The organism is Maledivibacter halophilus (genome assembly GCF_900167445.1).
GTDB lineage: Bacteria > Bacillota > Clostridia > Peptostreptococcales > Caminicellaceae > Maledivibacter > Maledivibacter halophilus.
Genome location: NZ_FUZT01000005.1, coordinates 136,574 through 154,158, shown reverse-complemented (window position 1 = coordinate 154,158; position 17,585 = coordinate 136,574). Strand labels below are relative to the sequence as shown.

Genomic DNA, 17,585 nt, shown 5'->3' with positions numbered 1-17,585 from the left:
TATGACTATACACATATTAATATCTATAGTTGTTGGAATTGTATTTGGGTACTTTATTGCTCCGGAAATGGTGGTTCAGAATATTGATTTTATAATTGATTTTGGTTTATGTTTGCTATTATTTTTTGTTGGAATTGATATTGGCAAGAATAAGGATACTTTTAATAATATTAAAAAGTATGGCCTAAAAATTCTTTTAATTCCAATTACAGTAGTGCTAGGAACATTATTTGGAAGTGTATTAGCAAGTTTCTTTTTAAAACTTTCTTTATTTGAATCTGTGGCTGTGGGAGCTGGCTTAGGCTGGTATTCATTGTCGGCAATTGAGCTTTCAAAATATAGTGCTGAACTTGGTACTATAGCTTTTTTAGCTAATGTATCAAGGGAGGTTATAGCTCTTATTCTTATACCAATAATTGCAAAAAAAATAGGGCATATAGAAACTATTGCTGCTGCTGGAGCACCTTCTATGGATACATTATTACCTGTTATTACAAAGGCAACAAATAGCAGCATAGCCATATTAGCTTTTTTCTCGGGGGTAGTATTGTCTATGCTTGTACCTATACTAGTACCTTTGATAATTAGTTTTAATTAAGCTTTATGATAAAGAGGCTGCTTTTTTGCAAGTTTTATTGCTAAAATAAATAGACAAGTATTAATCTTGATTCTAATATATACATTAGATTATTTTATGAGTTTATAGAACCTGATATTTTGGGTTCTTTTTAAAATGAGAAAGAATAACTTGTAAAATTTTGACGTGAAATGTATAATAATATAAGAAATTCAAGAATAATTTTAGACCTTGGAGGAAATATTATGAACACCTCTACGAAGAAAACGAAAAAAATAATCAAAAAAATTAATCTAGTATTAATTATCCTTTTGGTAATCGGTGTATATGGAGGATACCAATACTATAACTCCTTGAAATTACCTGTAGATAAGACAAATTCTGAGAATATTATTATTAATATACCTAAAGGAGCTTCTACTGCTAAAATAGCTGATATTTTAAAGGAAAACGAGCTTATTAGAAATGGGTTTTATTTTAGGCTTATATCAAAACAGAGAAAAATTGGTGGGAAATTTAAAGCGGGAAATTATAAATTAAGCAAAGCAATGGATTTAGATGAAATAGCTGATAAGCTAGTAAAAGGTGAGATTTATGTTGAATCCATAAAAATTACAATACCTGAGGGCTTTGAAGTAAAACAAATAATAGAAAGGCTTGCAGGTAATAAAAATGTTGATCTTAATAAAGAGAAGCTGCAGGATATTATAGGTAATGGGGATTTTGACTTTGACTTTTTAAAGGGAATTCCTAAAGGCAAGAATAGATTAGAAGGTTTTCTTTTTCCTGATACTTATCAGGTTACAAATGATATAACTGAAGAAGAAATAGTTTTAAAGATGTTAAACAGATTTGATAGTATCTTTAAAAAAGAGTATTATGAGAGGGCTAAAGAGCTGAATATGAGTGTAAAGGATGTTATTGTTTTGGCATCCATTATTGAAAGAGAAGCTAGGGTAGAAGAGGAAAGGCCAATAATTTCAAGTGTATTTCATAATAGATTGAAGAATAAAATGTTACTTCAGTCCTGTGCAACTGTTCAATACGCCTTAGGTGAAAGAAAAGAGCAATTAACCTATGATGATTTGGAAATCAATTCACCATACAATACCTATAAAAATTTAGGACTTCCTCCTATGCCAATAGCATCACCTGGAAAGGCCTCAATATATGCCGCACTATTTCCTGATGATACCAAGTTTTTATATTTTGTGGCTAAGGGAGATGGTTCCCATGTATTTAGCAAAACATATAATGAACACTTAAAGGCAAAGAATAGATATAATTAATTTTTAAAATTTTGGAAAAACTAATACGTGGTAGCAGCCACGTATTAATTTTGCTTATAATACTAAAGGTAATACATGAAAATTTAGGACTTACAATTTAGAACTACAAAAGCGTTATTAAAGGTCTTGGATAAAGGAGTGTTTATATTGAGTAATATTGTAGATAAATTAGTTGAAGGATATATAAGGGATATGCTCCCTGAAAATAAAGGTATAATAAAAGAAATGGAAGAATTTGCAAGGGATAACAATATTCCTATTGTTCATCCTGAGGTGGCAAAGTTTTTGGATGTGATAATAAAGATAAGTAAGGTTAAAAGCATTTTAGAGGTGGGAACAGCAATAGGATATTCAGCTTTAATTTTTTCTAGGGCCATGGGAAATGAAGGGAAAATAGTAACTATTGAAAAAAGTGAAGATATGTATAATCTTGCTAAGAATAATATTAAAAAAGCAGGACAAAAGGCTAATATAGATATTTTATTAGGGGATGGAAGAGAAGTACTGCCACAGATTGAAGGAAAATTTGATATGATTTTTTTAGATGCTGCTAAGGGACATTATCAAAAATTTTTATTATCATGTATAGATAGATTAAATGATAATGGAATTATTGTTTCAGATAATGTATTATATAAGGGAATGGTTGCATCTAACCAATATGTAGTAAGAAGAAAGATAACAATAGTTAAGAGAATGAGAAAATATTTAAATTACATATCAAATCATCCTAGACTTACTACAAGTATTATACCTATAGGTGACGGTGTTGCATTAACATATAAATTAGGAGGGAATTATGGTGAATAGAAAAATTGAGTTGTTAGCTCCTGCTGGAGATTTAGAAAAACTAAAATTTGCATGTATTTATGGGGCTGATGCAGTATATATTGGAGGACAAATATTTGGACTTCGTGCCAGTGCAAAGAATTTTTCAATAGAAGATATGGAAGAAGGAATAAAATTTGCCCACGAAAGAGGAAAAAAGGTATATGTTACAATAAATATTATTCCCCATAACGAAGATTTAAAGGAATTGCCGGAATACTTAAAAAAGCTAAGTGAATTGAATATTGATGCAGTAATACTTTCTGATCCTGGAACCCTTATGTATGTAAAAAAATATGCCGGGGATTTGGAAATACATTTAAGTACTCAGGCCAATAATACGAATTATATGAGTGCTAATTTCTGGTATGAGCAAGGTGTTAAAAGAATAGTAATGGCTAGGGAATTATCCTTTGGAGAAATAAAAGAAATACGGGAAAATGTACCAGATGATTTGGAACTAGAAGGCTTTATCCATGGTGCCATGTGTATTTCTTATTCAGGAAGATGTTTATTAAGTAATTATATGGCTGGTAGGGATGCCAATAGGGGAGAATGTGCTCACCCCTGCAGATGGAATTATTATATTGTTGAAGAAAAAAGACCTGGTGAATATATTCCCGTTGTAGAAGACGAAAAGGGGACATATTTCTTTAATTCTAAGGATTTATGTATGATAAAGCATATCCCTGAGGTAATAAATTCCGGAATAAATAGTTTGAAAATTGAAGGTCGTATGAAAAGTATATATTATGTTGCCAATACTGTAAGGGTATACAGAAAGGCAATTGATGAATATATGAAAGCACCTGAAAACTATAATTTTGATTCTAAGTGGTTAGAAGAGCTTAAAAAAGTAAGCCACAGGAAATTTACAACAGGCTTTTACTTAAATAAGCCAACTGAAGAGGATCAATTATATGCTTCCAGCTCATACATAAGGGAATATGATTTTATAGGTATTGTACTTGAGTATGATGAAAATACTGGTATGGCCCTAATTGAACAAAGAAATAGGATTTTTAAGGGCGATAATATTGAAGTAATAGGTCCAAGTTATGAAGGATTTAATCAGAATATTGAAATAATCCTAGATGAAAAAGATAAAGAAATAGATGTGGCTCCCCATGCACAACAAAAGATAAAAATAAGAATGGATAGGCCTGTAGATAAGTATTATATATTGAGGAAGAAAAGGGAGGATGATTAATTTGAATAGGCCGATTCTGATTGGAATTACAGGGGGGACTGGTTCTGGGAAAACTACAGTTACAAGGGCCATATATGAGAGTCTGTCTGAGAAAAACATATGTATTATTGAACAGGATTCATACTATAAGGATCAAAAGCATTTATCTTTTGAAGAGAGAACTAAAACAAATTATGATCATCCTTTGGCATTTGATACCGATTTGCTGCTTGAGCATTTAAATATTTTACTTGATTGTAAACCTATAGAAAAACCAATATATGATTTTTCTAATCATATAAGAAGAGATAAAACAATAAGAGTGATTCCTAAAGATATTATAATATTAGAAGGAATAATGATTTTAGAGGATGAAAGATTAAGGGATTTAATGGACATAAAAATTTTTGTAGATACTGATGCTGATGTAAGGGTTATTAGAAGAATATTAAGAGATATAACAGATAGAGATAGAAGTTTAGAGTCGGTAATAACTCAATATTTAAAAACTGTAAAACCTGCTCATCAACAGTTTATTGAACCAAGCAAAAAATATGCTGATATAATTATACCAGAAGGCGGGCATAATAAAGTGGCAATTGATATAGTAGTAGCAAAGGTAAAAGCTATAATTTCTGAAAAACAGAAAAATAATAATTCTTATATATAAAAAGTATACCCCTTCTCCTATATGGCAATACTTAGAGTATCCTAATAGGAGGTTTTTTTATGGATAAAAACGAAAAGGAAAATGTAAGTACAAGGAAAAATAAATACACCTGTGTAAGGAAGAAAAGAATTTTTACTATTTTTATTACTGTGTCCTTTGTTTTATGCCTATTAATTGTACGATTATTTTATATACAGATTATTAAAGGCCAAGATTATAGTAAAAGGGCCTTTGAGCAATGGTTTAAAGTAATAGAAACTATAGCGGATAGGGGAAGGATTTATGACAGAAACAGAAAATTATTAACTAATATGACTAAAAAAAAATATTTAATATTAGAACCTGGAATTAGTCTGGATAGTCATAGTATCGATGTTATACAGGAGTTAACCAATATAGGGAAAAATGAAATCATTGGTATTATGTCAAAGGGAAATAGGGTTGAACTTCCTATTGAAAATTATAATGAAGAGTTGATAATGGAAATTCTAAGAAATAAAGGAGCAGCCTCTGTAGAACGTTTTGAAAGATATGATGAAAAAGGATTGGCATCCCATGTAGTGGGATATATAAATAAATCTAAAAACACTGGTGTTTCAGGACTTGAAAAATCATTTAATAAAGAGCTTGGGGAAAATAGAGAGAAAAGAGTAGGTGCTATACTTGATGCCCAAAATAGAATTATACCCGGCTTTGGTTATATTGTTATGGAAGAAAAAGAAAAACTTAAAAAGAATATTATCACTACATTAGATATTGATATACAAAAAATATGTGAAGATGAACTGGATAAAAATAAATACTTGGGAAGTATAGTTGTTTTAGATAGTAAATCAGGGAAAATTTTAGCAATGACAAGTAGACCAAACTATAATCAAAACGATGTAGGAGCTCATTTAAATAGTAATGAAAAGGAATTGTTCAATAAAGCTGTTCAGATTTCATATCCTCCCGGTTCAGTTTTTAAAGTAGTTGTTACTGCAGCTTTATTGGAGAATGATGTTATTGATTTAAATGATAAACTAGTTTGCAATGGATATGAAATGTTAGGTGTAAATATGATTAAATGCAACAGCTACGAAAGGGGTGGACATGGAGAGCTGACCTTTGAAGATGCTTTTTCATTATCATGTAATTCCGCATTTATACAGGCAACACAGACTTTAGGAGGAGAAAAACTTCTTGAAACTGCTAAAAAATTTGGAATTGGAGAAAAAACGGGAATAATGCTTAAAGAGGAAACGAAGGGCATTTTACCATCTGATGATTATGTTAAGGGTCCAGGTATAGGGAATATAGCAATTGGACAAGGGACAGTCCAGGTAACACCTCTTCAGGTTGCAAGATTTACAAACGTAATTGCAAATGATGGTATAGATGTTGGTGTAAGACTTGTAGATAGATTAGTAGATGATAATAATAAAACTTTGATTGATTATGATAATAGAAAAATTGAAAGAGTTATTTCCAGTGATACATCCAATAAAATAAAGAGAATGATGAAAAAGGTTGTGGAAAGTGGTACAGGAAAAAGAGCTAATATAAAAGGAGTAGAGAGTTATGGTAAAACAGGCTCAGCAGAAGCTGTTGGGAAAAATGGTGAGACTGTTCATGCATGGTTTACTGGTTTCTTTTTAGGTGAAAAATCTGAATATGTAGTAACAATAATTGTTGAAGATAAAGGAAGTGGAGGAAGAATAGCCACTCCTCTGTTTAAAGATATTGCTGAGAGAATGCTAGATATGGGAATGTGAAAACAATATAAAAAATAAATTCAAGACATGCACAAAAGGCAAACTCAAAACATATAATTTATAGTGACCAAAAATATGGAGGTGGCAGCCGTATGTGGTTAACTTTTTTATCACTTCCTTTATTTCTTTTATCAGCATTTGTAACGAATAATACTTCATTTCCTAAGCCGCTTAGCCCCGATGAAGAAAAAAAATATATATCATTGTATTCTAGGGGAGATGAAAAAGCTAAAAATATACTGATTGAAAAAAATTTAAGGCTAGTTGCCCATGTAGTAAAAAAATACCATAATACAGGTTATAATGTTGACGATCTAATATCTATTGGTACAATTGGTCTGATAAAGGCAATAACTACCTTTGATGCAGATAAGGGTACAAGACTAGCTACTTATGCTGCTAGGTGTATAGAAAATGAAATATTAATGACAATAAGAGCTGGTAAAAAAATCAAAAACGAAGTATCTATTCAAGAACCTATAGGAATAGATAAAGAGGGCAATGAATTACCATCAACCCTTTATACACATTAATGCTATAGTCACTTAGTTAGCTTAGGATAAAGGTCTAGGGTAAATTCATTGCTTTTTTGATTAGGGAACCTTGTATAAACTGCTTTTTCAAGAATTGATTTTAGCAGCTTATTTTTTTTATAGGAACTTTTGGTTTTAGGGTAAATATCTAGAACTTTTTCTACCTTTGGAATAATATTTTTTTGAGCCAAGTTTTTTTGCTTTTCCATTTCTATATCCTTTAATACTTTTTCAATAGATTGGTTAGTGCTGTCAATTCTTTCTATTAATATTTGACTTCTATCTAAATATGTATCAACATTGTATATTCCACGCTCTAATAAATCATGTAAATTCCCCTTTTGTTTAGATAATTCTTCAAGTTCATTTTTCAATTTATTATGGGTTTTCATAAAAATATCTATCATAGAATTATCATCACTTGCAGCATTGATATATTCATCATTCCATTTAATTTTATATTTATTAAGCCACTCATTTAACCCTTCAAGTATTTTTTCTTCAACATATTCAAATCTAGTGCTTTTATTACTGCAAAGGGAATTGTAGCATAAAATGCGAGGAGCTGCATGACTGTACTCTCTATATACCATGTTTCTACTGCAAATACCGCATTTTATTATGCCGGCTAAGGGATTTATGATTTTAGTATTGTATGGTACATGGGTTCTTTTGTTTAGTATCCTTTGGGCTTTATCAAACAATTCTTCCGATATAAGGGCTTCATGCTTACCATCTGCGATAATCCATTCTTCTATAGGTCTAGTTTTTGTATCTTTAACTTTATTAGGATTATTGGATTTCTTTATTTCTTTTTTCTTCCATATAACTTTACCTTTATAAACGGGATTTTTAATTATTATAAGAACAGAGCTATTATGCCACTTTTTGCCTGTATATGTAGTGTATCCCAGTTCATTTAATCTATTGGCAATTTTCCCCCCGCCAAGGCCTTTATTTACATATAAATCAAAGACCATTTTAACTATTGGGGCTTGCTGTGGATGGGGCCTGAGGGTTCTAAAATCCTTTGTTTCATGAATAAGATATCCATAAGGAGGATTGGGTGATATATAGTTCCCATCTTCAACAGAACGAATTCTACCACGCTGAAGTCTGCGGTTAATAATCTTTAATTCCTTCCTGGCCATAAAGGCTTCAAACTCTGAATATTCTTCATCAAATTCATCTTCTAGGTCATAGGTTTTTCTAGGAGTTATTATTTTAGTTCTAGATTTTTTAAAGGTTTCCAAGATAAGGCCTTGCTCCTGCATATTACCACGACCTAGCCTATCCATATCCATAACTAGAACTGCATCATAAATGCTTTTTTCAACTTCCTTTAAAAGTTCTAGCATTTCTGGCCTATGCATAAGACTTTCTCCAGATACAATCTCTTCACGGATTTTAACTATATTTAAATTTAATTTTTTTGCCGTTTGAAGTAATATTTTTCTATGCTTTGATAAGGTTTCCCCTTCACCACGTTTTTCAGCTTCTTCATCGGCTCTAGATTTACGTAAATACATACAGATTTTTTCCATAGCTATCACCTTTTTGTTGTTTTGTTAATAAAAGAAACTGCATAATTACCTTTTGCAAAAGCCATCTACTATATCCAGCTTTAAAAGCTCTAGAAGACTACTATATATATTATGCAGTTGTCCTAAATTTAAATTATCTAATTATATCTTAATTATAGGGATTTAAGTAAAGACTTTAATTTATACCCATGAAAAATCCTTAGAAGCATTGGATATTTTCATATGTATAAATTAAGTTTTACTATATAAACCTTATTACAATTATATGATTTTTGGTGTAGGAATAAAAGCTGTTATTTAAAAGCAGTTATGATTTTACTTGCATTAGAATATGTGTAATAATTTTAACTAAAGATTTTGGATATGGCTTGGTTCACCGTATCGCTGTAACTGCGGTTTTGTGGGGAAGCATTTTAAAATTATGGAAATGCAGAATGCTTCATAAGAATACTTGGAAAGAATAGGGGTAATGGCAGCAATATCAATATATATAGATGTTTTAAACTTTAATACAGATAAGCTAAAAATCAATAAATTAAAATACAAAGAGATCATAAATCGAATTCAAATGGTAATGACGATAAAGATATCCTATGTATAGATATGTTTCCTAACTTAATATAATTGAATAAACAAATACCATGAAAAGCCAACAACATTTTCATGCTATTTGTTAATAATTCATAAGTGGGATGAAGTTATTTTGTAATCAATTTCAAATAGAATTTCTAATGGTTTCAATTATGTAATTTTCTAATATAAATAAACTCTTTTATATCTTTTTAAAAAGAATAATGAAACAAAGAGCGATGAAAATTCTGCAAATGGAACTACTAACCATAATCCATTTAGTTTAAAAAGACTAGGTAATACCCAAAAACCTATAATACAAAATATAAAGGTTCTTGAAAAAGAAAGTAATGCTGAAATCTTTCCATTAGATAAAGCTGTAAACAATCCAGAGGTATAAATATTTAAACCTGTAGCTAAAAATGAAAAAGCAAAAATTTTTAATCCTTTCAATGTTATATTATATACAATATTTGTTTTGGAGATGAATATCTTAACAATAATTGGAGAAAAAACAGAACAAATAATAAATATAATTAATGAAGATATCATAACAAAAACTTTTGAATATAAATTATATTCTTTAATTTTTTTTTGATTTTTAGCACCATAATTAAAACTAATAATAGGAGAAATACCTGCTATATGTCCTAAATAGACTGATGTCATTACGAATTGAATAAACAATATTATTGTAATTGCCGCTACCCCGCTTTCACCAGCATATTTAAGGGCAGTGTAATTAAACAACAATGTAGTTATTGCGACAGATAACTGAGTTACCATTTCAGATGAACCATTATATATAGTATCTTTCAATAACCTTAAGTCTAATGATGGCTTAACATATTTTAATGTGGATTTTTTACTTATAAAATATAAGGAACATAAAATAGTAGAAAAAGCAGAGCCAATAAGTGTTGATAAAGCGGCACCTTTAATACCAAAATTTAAGTGATATATGAATACATAATTAAGTATTAAATCAATTAATCCACCTAATAAAGAAGCTAATAGACTAAAGTTAAAGGCACCATCCACTCTTGTAAAATACTCAAAAATCATTTTAAGTATATAGAATGGAGCACATAATAAAATTATTATTCCATAATTCTTACAATAATTCATTAAAGCTTCTGTGGCACCTAAAAGGGAAAAAATTTTTTCATTAAATACAAGTCCTAAGACACTAAATATAACGCCAATTATCAAAGAAAATAAAAGAATTAAGCTAAATCCATTATTAGCTTCTTTTAAGTTGTTTTTCCCTAATGAAATAGATATTAAAGCACTACCACCAGTTGCCAACATAACACCAATACCACACAATAAGTTAACCATAGGGAGTACAATGTTAATACTAGCTAATGCGTCAGATCCAACTTTGTGAGATACAAATATACCATCCATAATTGTATACAATGATAAAAAAAGCATAGAGAGAATTGGTGGGGAAATAAATTTAAAGAATTCTTTTAATGATGTTTTTTGAGAAAATGTATTTTCCATGTATAATCCTCCTTGTTCTAAGTGTTTACTAATAGAATAATAAGGTATATAGTAACTATATAGTCAAGGATTTTTTGAAAGGAATTATAAATATGAAGAATAAAGAATATTTTTCTACAGGAGAGTTTGCAAAGCTAGTAAATGTATCTAAGCAGACTTTAATTTATTATGATAAGTATGGTATTTTTTCTCCTATGTATAAGGATGAAAATAATTTCAGGTACTATTCTTTAAGTCAATTTGAGGCATTAGATACATTAATAAGCTTGAAAGAAATGGGAGTACCACTAAAAGAGATTAAGGAATATCTAAGTGACAAAGATATAGAAGGTTTAGTAGAGCTACTTAAGAATAAAAATGAAGCAATAAAGAATCAAATTAATAAGCTAAGACATATTAGCAACAAAATAGAAAATAAATCTTTAAAGTTAGAAAAAGCTATTAAGCAGCGGCTTATTAAGGAACCTTATTTCAAAAGGTGTGACCCTACATATATTTTAACTTCTAGTGTTGAAAGTAAGGATTATAAAGAAATAATGGCAAAAATTATTGATTTTATTAATCGTTGTAGGGAAAAAGAAGTATTTGATAATGGAAATTCCATTGGAGGGATTATAAAAAAGGAAGACATACTTAATGAAAAGTTTAATAACATAAATGCTATTTATATTGTTATAGATAATAAAACTATAACTGATGATGTGAATGTTAAACCAAAGGGGATTTATGCATGTATTAATCATAGAGGAAGTTATGATACAACACATATTTCTTATAAAAAGCTAATAGATTTTATAGAACAAAGTGGATATGAAATTATTGGAGATGGTTATGAAAATGAACTTATAGGATATCTTTCAGCTCAATCACAGGAAAAATATTTAATAGAGCTATCTATACAAGTACAAAAAATTAAATAAAAAGATACCGGGTACCTTTTCTTTCATCATCTGATAATAGCTTACTTTCCTATTCTTATATGCTCTATTTTTATATGATCTTCTTTAAATTTTTAGGAAGAGGCTAAAAATGAAAGGAAACAGTAGTAAAATATTAAAGATTTATCATTAATATTTTACTAGAACATATTTGTCATATATTTGTAAAAAGTTATATAAATTCAACTTCATCCAACATATTTTTCATAGAACTGTTGAGACTAGTATTTTGAATTTTATAGTTGCTTTTACGTATTAAAACAATGTGCTCTCATATACTGTATAGGAAAGGGGGATACAACATGTGTACAGCAATAACATTACAGTCTCAACAAGTAGAAACATTTTTTGGAAGAACTATGGATTTTTCTTATGATATTCAACCCGAGCTTTATATAGTACCTAAAAACTATATATGGAAAAACACTTTGAACATGACTTCGATTCGCAATTACTACAGTTTTATCGGAATTGGGCAGAAGCTTGACGGAATTTTTGGTTTTTTCGATGGTGTAAATGAAGAAGGATTTGCAGCAGCATCATTATACTTTGCAGGATACGCTCAGTACAACAGACAATTGCCCTATTTAACTTCTCAGCAGATAGCCTCAGTTGATTTTCTTCACTATATTTTAGGAAGATGTTCATCAATAAAAGACTTAAGAATAGCATTAAATAATATATCTATTATAGGTTTGCCAGATCCTGTTACACAGACAATAGCTCCGCTCCATTGGATTGCTGCAGATAAGACCGGAAAATGCGTTGTTATTGAGCAAACAAAAAAAGGCTTGAAGCTTTTTGACAATCCCATCGGTGTTATGACCAATAGTCCTGATTTTCAATGGCATATGACTAATTTGAGAAACTACATGGAAGTTTCTCCAGAACAGACTGAAGAAGTTTTTTGGGAAAATATTAGGTTAAAGCCATTTGGTCAAGCTGGAGGAACTACATTACTTCCAGGAGGTTATACATCTCCGGAACGTTTTGTAAGGACTGCATATTTGAAAACCCATGTACCAACACCTAAAAACGCTATTGAAACAATTGTATCATGCTTTCATATTATGGAAAGTGTGTCTATTCCAAGGGGTGCTGTAATATCCTCAAGAAATACATATGACTATACAAAATATACTGCTTTCATCAATACAAATACATGTGAATACTTTTTTAAAACATATGACAACATGCAGATTGTAAAAGCAAGTTTATTTGATAACCACAAACCGTTAGATCAGCCTTTCAGTCTTGGCAAACTAGCACATCCAATGTTTTTTAATGAGTTGATAGAACTATAAGCAAGGGGACGATTCTATCGATATATATTGAAGGGATTCTAATAAAGTAATCTTACCAAAATTGAAAACTGCAGTTACAGTGGTACGGTGAACAGTATCATAAGTAATAACGGTTTTTGAAAATATTTTCTGTTAATGAAAATTATATAGCAAGATATTATAGAGGTTTGAATTGAGGGTTAAATAAGTTGAGTGAGTAAGTATTTAAAGAAGAGGAAAAATGTACCCCTTTTATAGGGGTACTTTGAAAAGTTATAGCAGTTGGAAGAACTTTTAGAGCGTCTTAAGATATAGGACGTAAAGGAATCAGTTCTTATACAAGTGGTTCTTTTACGTGAATATAATCCATAATTGTATGATCCTAGAATGGACCATAATTTATTTGAATTGCAACAAATAAGAATATAATGGAAAGTATTAATAATTTAATAACAAGTGATATGGTAAACTTAAACCATCTATCATATGGAACTTTACCAAATGCTAGTGCTATTAGAACAACTCCAAGTGTTGGATAAATTATATTTGTAATACCATCACCTAATTGGTAAGCTAAGATTGCAGTTTGTTTTGAAATACCAACGATATCTGCCATTGGGAGCATGATTGGCATTGTAATAACTGCTTTACCACTACCAGATGGTATAAAGAAGTTTATAACACATATAAATAGTAACATTGCAATGGCTGAGATTACAGGAGGTAGTGTACTAAGTGGAGTGGATATTGAATGAATAATTGTATCAATGATGTTTCCAGATTCAAGAATCCATTGAATACCTCGAGCAACTCCGATAATTAAAGCTCCTCCAGCAATACCTGAAGCACCCTTTACAAATACTTCTGCTGTTTTATTAATACCAAGTTTACCAAGAACACCTGCTACTAGAGCGATTAAAATAAATAGTGCACTTAATTCATTAAAGTACCATCTAAAATTTATAGCTCCGTAAATGAATAGACCTAAACAACCAATGAGTGTTAAAATAATTAATTTATGGGCCAGTGTAAATTTTTCTTTTTGAAATGTATCAACATCAAAGCTTAAATCACTGGTATCAATATCGTGCATAAGACTCTTACTTGAATCTGCTTTAATTGACTTACTATATTTGAGAATATGATGAAGTGATACGATAATTGTAATTACAAAAATAACGATTCTAAAACTTAAGCCAGAGAACATTGGTAACCCTGCAAGACTTTGTGAAATACCAACAGTTAGTGGGTTCGTAGGACCGCTTGAGAAACCAATCATTGCACCTAAAAGAGCTACAGCAACTCCAGTAATTGAGTCATATCCAAGACCAACAGCAATAGAAATCGCAAGTGGAATAAAAGGAATAGATGCCTCAATAAATCCAAGAAAGCCACCTAAAGAAGCAAAAATACAAAATATAAGAACTAATACAAGATTCCCACCTTTGTTACCAAGTTTTGAAATAGCTTTAGAAATACCTATGTTTAGAGCACCAGTTTCTTGAATAACACCAATACTTCCTCCGATCATCATGGTACCAATAACAAGCATTGCAGAAGCAACAAGTCCATATGGGACTGCTCTAAATATATCAAAAAAACTAGCTGGATTAGATTCTATGAATTTAAATGAATCCGGATTAATCACCATTCTTCCATTTACTTCGATTGTATCAAAGTGACCAGCAGGAATAATATGCGTTAGAATAGCTGCAAATATAATTACAAAAAATAACAGCGCGAAAGAATTAATCATTTTAAACTCTTTTTTATTTCTATTTATGGGTTTACTCATGGTTTTTCCTCCTTTAGTTTAAATTTCATATTTTGGTTAACATATACCTATTCAAAAAAGGATATAACGTTATTTACGTGAACTTGTACACCAACAGCAAGGGCTTCAAGATCAACTTTAAATCTAGGATTGTGTAAAGATACTGGACTTTCCTTATTAGGATTTGCACATCCTAGCCAAATTAATGCACCAGGAACTTTCTTGAAATATGCGCCTACATCTTCTCCACCGGTGAAAGGTTTAGTTTCAAGAAATATTTTATCTTTACAAAGATATCTTTTAGCTGTTGAAACAACAAATTCAACTATTGTATCATTATTTATCGTTGGCATATAACCTTTACCTCTTGTATAAACTGCAGTACATCTGTGAGCTGCTGCAATGTTTCCAGAGATTTCCTTTAATCTTTTATTGATTGTTTCTCTAACTTCAGTAGAAAAAGTTCTAAATGTTCCGGTAATTTCGATTTTTTCAGGAATAATATTCCATGATGAAGAAACAGTATTAACAGTTCCTATTGTAACTACACAAGGATCGAGTGGGTCTATTTCTCTCGAAGGTAGAAGATTAAATGCTGCCATTATTTCGGTTAAAGCAGGAATAGGATCAATTGCTGAATGGGGTGAAGATCCATGTCCACCTTTACCAGTAATTTCTACTTTAAAAAAATCAGTAGATGCCATGGCTTCCTTTTGTTGAACCATAATTTCTCCAGTTTTATAAAGAGGGGAAACATGAATTGCAAGACAAGTACTTACATCATCTAGAACGCCTTCTTTTATCATTACAGATGCTCCTCCAGGTGCTGGGCCTTCTTCAGCAGGTTGAAAAACAAACTTTACAGTACCTTTTACTAAGTGTCTGTTCTCAGATAGATATTTAGCAGCTCCAAGAAGCATTGATACGTGAGCATCATGACCACATGCATGCATTTTTCCTTCATTTTTAGATGCATATTCAAGTCCACTTTCTTCTTTAAGTGGTAAACCATCAATATCTGCTCTAAGCATTAGGGTTTTGTCTATTTCACCTCCTTTGATGACTCCTATCACCCCAGTTTTTGCTACATTTTTAGTTACTTCAAGACCAAATTCTTGAAGTTTTTTAGCAATAAATGCTGACGTTTCATATTCCTCAAATCCAAGTTCTGGACAAGCATGAAGAGTTTTATAGTAAGATTTAATATCTTCATGAACAACTTTTACATCATTTAAGCTAACCATGAAATTCCTCCTTTATTTCTTACATGCTTCAATAAATTTTCTAAATATATTAAGATGATTTTCATATCTATCAACAAGGGTTTCTGGATGCCACTGTACACCTAAAACAAATCTATTATTATCAGATTTTAATTCAATTGCTTCAATAATACCCTTATCATCATACGCAGTAGGAACAAGACTTTCTCCTAACTTTTTAATAGCTTGATGGTGGTAGGAATTTACACTAATCTTGTTTGATGAAAATATATCTTTATATTTAGAGTCATCTTGTATATTAACTGTGTGGATTACATAATTCATTGGAGAAGCTAAAAAGAAGTGATCTTCAAGCCCTTCTGAGTTCATATCTTGATATAAACTTCCACCACATGCAACATTTAAAAGTTGATGTCCTCTACATATTCCAAGAACTGGAATATTTGTTTCATTTAGAATTTTTTTTATAAGAATAAGTTCTTGCATGTCTCTTTCTGGTACTATGTTACCAACTTTGTTTGAAAATTGATCATCGTAGTGGTTTGGGTCAATGTCATTTCCACCAGAAAATAGAATGCCATCCAGTTTGTTAATAATATTTTTAGCATTAGATGAATCACCGTAAACAGGAATCATTACCGGAATACCACCAGCTTTTTCGATCGATTTAATATAATCATTTGCAAGGAGTTGCCACTCTTGTCTTGGACCGCCCAAGTGAGTTAGTTTCCCAACTTCATCATCATAAGAATAATTAACTGTTACTCCAATTATCGGTTTCATAAAACTCTCCTTCTAAAATTGATTTATTCAACAGTTGAAAATATCAACTATTTAACAAATTATAGCATAACCCTTATTCAAAGTAAAGAATTTTGTGAAAAAACAAAAAATAGATTGATTGGATTATTATGAAATACTTGCAAGAGTAAGCAGTTTAAGGGTATTATAAAGAGGTAGTTTATTATAATTCAGAAGTGATAATAATTTAAAATTATATAAACAAACAATTAATGTTTCATTTTAAAAAGAAAGAGAGGGAAAGCTAATGGAGTTAATTGAGCAAATAGGTTCGATTTTTTCAAGATTATATAGAAAACGTATGGAAATTATTTCAAGAGAATTAAAGCATTTGAAAATAACAACAAATCAATCAATTCACCTTGTTAATATAAATAGATATCCAGGACTTAATCAAATGGAGCTATCTAATATTCTTAGTATAGATAAGGCAACAGTATCAAAAACTTTAAGAAATCTTGAAAAAAGAGGTTTTGTAAATAAGGTACTTGATGATGATGATAGAAGGTATTATAAATTATTTTTATCTGATAAAGGAGTAATGATTGTGAATAAAATAAAAATAGTACTAGAAGATATCTGGATTCAGAATTTAAATGAGATAAGTAAGGAAGAGAGAATAGCATTTTTAAATACTTTAAATAAGATATATGAAAATACAATGAGCTATAAATCTAGTTAAAATATTTTTATTGAAATGAATGATAAAAATATTTGATTAATATTTATAACAATTGTGTGAGTCGTTGTTGAAAAACAGGGTGGTTTTCTATAGGAAAATCACCCTAAGTTATTTTTGAAATTTTTTAAAATTGCCCAGCAAAATCTTCTCCTATTTGGAGAGGAGAATAACCATATTCTTGATATTATGATCCACGCCAGTAAATAAATATTGATTTACAATTTAAAGTGGTTCTTCGTCAAATTTGATGAAGTCTGCAACCATTTAAAAATAAAAAAGTACTATATAAAGGAAGGAGCAATAATTAAAGGGTATTGCAATAGATCAAACAAAAGGATTGAGAAGATCTTAAAGCGTAAAAATTTTGTGTCTTGACTTACTAGACGATTCAATAGATGATTACTATTTTTGTAAAGATACG

16 protein-coding genes are annotated in these 17,585 nt (G+C 30.2%); 11 read left to right on the top strand and 5 right to left on the bottom strand.

What is annotated here, in order from left to right; translation table 11 throughout:
* Position 1: 1 nt before the first annotated feature.
* The 7 genes from B5X81_RS11040 (at position 2) to B5X81_RS11010 (ending at position 6,840) form a co-directional block, all read left to right on the top strand.
* Positions 2-598 (top strand): lysine exporter LysO family protein, encoded by a 597-nt coding sequence (locus B5X81_RS11040; RefSeq protein ID WP_079491749.1) that lies wholly within the window; start codon positions 2-4, stop codon positions 596-598.
* 224 nt (positions 599-822) lie between these two features.
* Positions 823-1,866, top strand: coding sequence for an endolytic transglycosylase MltG (mltG, locus tag B5X81_RS11035; RefSeq protein WP_170917379.1), 1,044 nt, complete (start codon positions 823-825; stop codon positions 1,864-1,866).
* A 138-nt stretch (positions 1,867-2,004) separates the two neighbouring features.
* The gene (locus B5X81_RS11030; protein WP_334293309.1) at positions 2,005-2,676 is read left to right on the top strand and encodes an O-methyltransferase; all 672 of its coding nucleotides are present in this window, start codon (positions 2,005-2,007) and stop codon (positions 2,674-2,676) included.
* The gene (locus tag B5X81_RS11025; protein ID WP_330397370.1) at positions 2,669-3,904 is read left to right on the top strand and encodes a peptidase U32 family protein; all 1,236 of its coding nucleotides are present in this window, start codon (positions 2,669-2,671) and stop codon (positions 3,902-3,904) included. The genes B5X81_RS11030 and B5X81_RS11025 overlap by 8 nt, the downstream gene beginning before the upstream one ends.
* A gap of 1 nt (position 3,905) precedes the next feature.
* Positions 3,906-4,553, top strand: a complete 648-nt coding sequence (gene udk / locus B5X81_RS11020; protein WP_208985041.1) for a uridine kinase — start codon at positions 3,906-3,908, stop codon at positions 4,551-4,553.
* 59 nt (positions 4,554-4,612) lie between these two features.
* Positions 4,613-6,307 carry a peptidoglycan D,D-transpeptidase FtsI family protein gene (locus B5X81_RS11015; protein WP_079491743.1) on the top strand — a complete coding sequence of 565 codons (1,695 nt, stop codon included), beginning with the start codon at positions 4,613-4,615 and terminating at the stop codon, positions 6,305-6,307.
* A 92-nt stretch (positions 6,308-6,399) separates the two neighbouring features.
* Positions 6,400-6,840 (top strand): sigma-70 family RNA polymerase sigma factor, encoded by a 441-nt coding sequence (locus B5X81_RS11010; RefSeq protein ID WP_079491741.1) that lies wholly within the window; start codon positions 6,400-6,402, stop codon positions 6,838-6,840.
* Positions 6,841-6,848: 8 nt separating this feature from the next.
* On the opposite strand, the gene B5X81_RS11005 is transcribed toward B5X81_RS11010, so the two are convergent.
* Complete coding sequence (locus tag B5X81_RS11005; RefSeq protein ID WP_079491740.1) at positions 6,849-8,384, bottom strand: recombinase family protein; 1,536 nt, start codon at positions 8,382-8,384, stop codon at positions 6,849-6,851.
* A gap of 451 nt (positions 8,385-8,835) precedes the next feature.
* On the opposite strand from B5X81_RS11005, the gene B5X81_RS27820 reads away from it, so the two are divergent.
* Positions 8,836-8,985 (top strand): hypothetical protein, encoded by a 150-nt coding sequence (locus B5X81_RS27820; RefSeq protein WP_208985040.1) that lies wholly within the window; start codon positions 8,836-8,838, stop codon positions 8,983-8,985.
* Between the two features lie 152 nt (positions 8,986-9,137).
* Here the strand turns inward: B5X81_RS27820 and B5X81_RS11000 are convergent, their stop codons facing one another.
* Positions 9,138-10,463, bottom strand: a complete 1,326-nt coding sequence (locus tag B5X81_RS11000; RefSeq protein ID WP_079491738.1) for an MATE family efflux transporter — start codon at positions 10,461-10,463, stop codon at positions 9,138-9,140.
* Between the two features lie 92 nt (positions 10,464-10,555).
* Between B5X81_RS11000 and B5X81_RS10995 the strand changes: the two genes are divergently transcribed.
* Positions 10,556-11,383 (top strand): MerR family transcriptional regulator, encoded by an 828-nt coding sequence (locus tag B5X81_RS10995; RefSeq protein ID WP_079491737.1) that lies wholly within the window; start codon positions 10,556-10,558, stop codon positions 11,381-11,383.
* Between the two features lie 320 nt (positions 11,384-11,703).
* Complete coding sequence (locus B5X81_RS10990) at positions 11,704-12,705, top strand: choloylglycine hydrolase family protein (protein ID WP_079491735.1); 1,002 nt, start codon at positions 11,704-11,706, stop codon at positions 12,703-12,705.
* 361 nt (positions 12,706-13,066) lie between these two features.
* On the opposite strand, the gene B5X81_RS10985 is transcribed toward B5X81_RS10990, so the two are convergent.
* Genes B5X81_RS10985 through B5X81_RS10975 form a run of 3 tightly spaced genes read right to left on the bottom strand, consistent with a single transcriptional unit; the run spans position 13,067 to position 16,464 of the window.
* Positions 13,067-14,479 (bottom strand): YfcC family protein, encoded by a 1,413-nt coding sequence (locus tag B5X81_RS10985; protein WP_079491734.1) that lies wholly within the window; start codon positions 14,477-14,479, stop codon positions 13,067-13,069.
* A 47-nt stretch (positions 14,480-14,526) separates the two neighbouring features.
* Complete coding sequence (locus B5X81_RS10980) at positions 14,527-15,702, bottom strand: M20 metallopeptidase family protein (protein ID WP_079491732.1); 1,176 nt, start codon at positions 15,700-15,702, stop codon at positions 14,527-14,529.
* A 12-nt stretch (positions 15,703-15,714) separates the two neighbouring features.
* Complete coding sequence (locus B5X81_RS10975) at positions 15,715-16,464, bottom strand: gamma-glutamyl-gamma-aminobutyrate hydrolase family protein (RefSeq protein ID WP_079491731.1); 750 nt, start codon at positions 16,462-16,464, stop codon at positions 15,715-15,717.
* A gap of 265 nt (positions 16,465-16,729) precedes the next feature.
* On the opposite strand from B5X81_RS10975, the gene B5X81_RS10970 reads away from it, so the two are divergent.
* Entirely contained in the window at positions 16,730-17,164 is a 435-nt protein-coding gene (locus tag B5X81_RS10970) for a MarR family winged helix-turn-helix transcriptional regulator (protein ID WP_079491729.1), read from the top strand.
* The last annotated feature ends 421 nt before the right edge of the window (positions 17,165-17,585 follow it).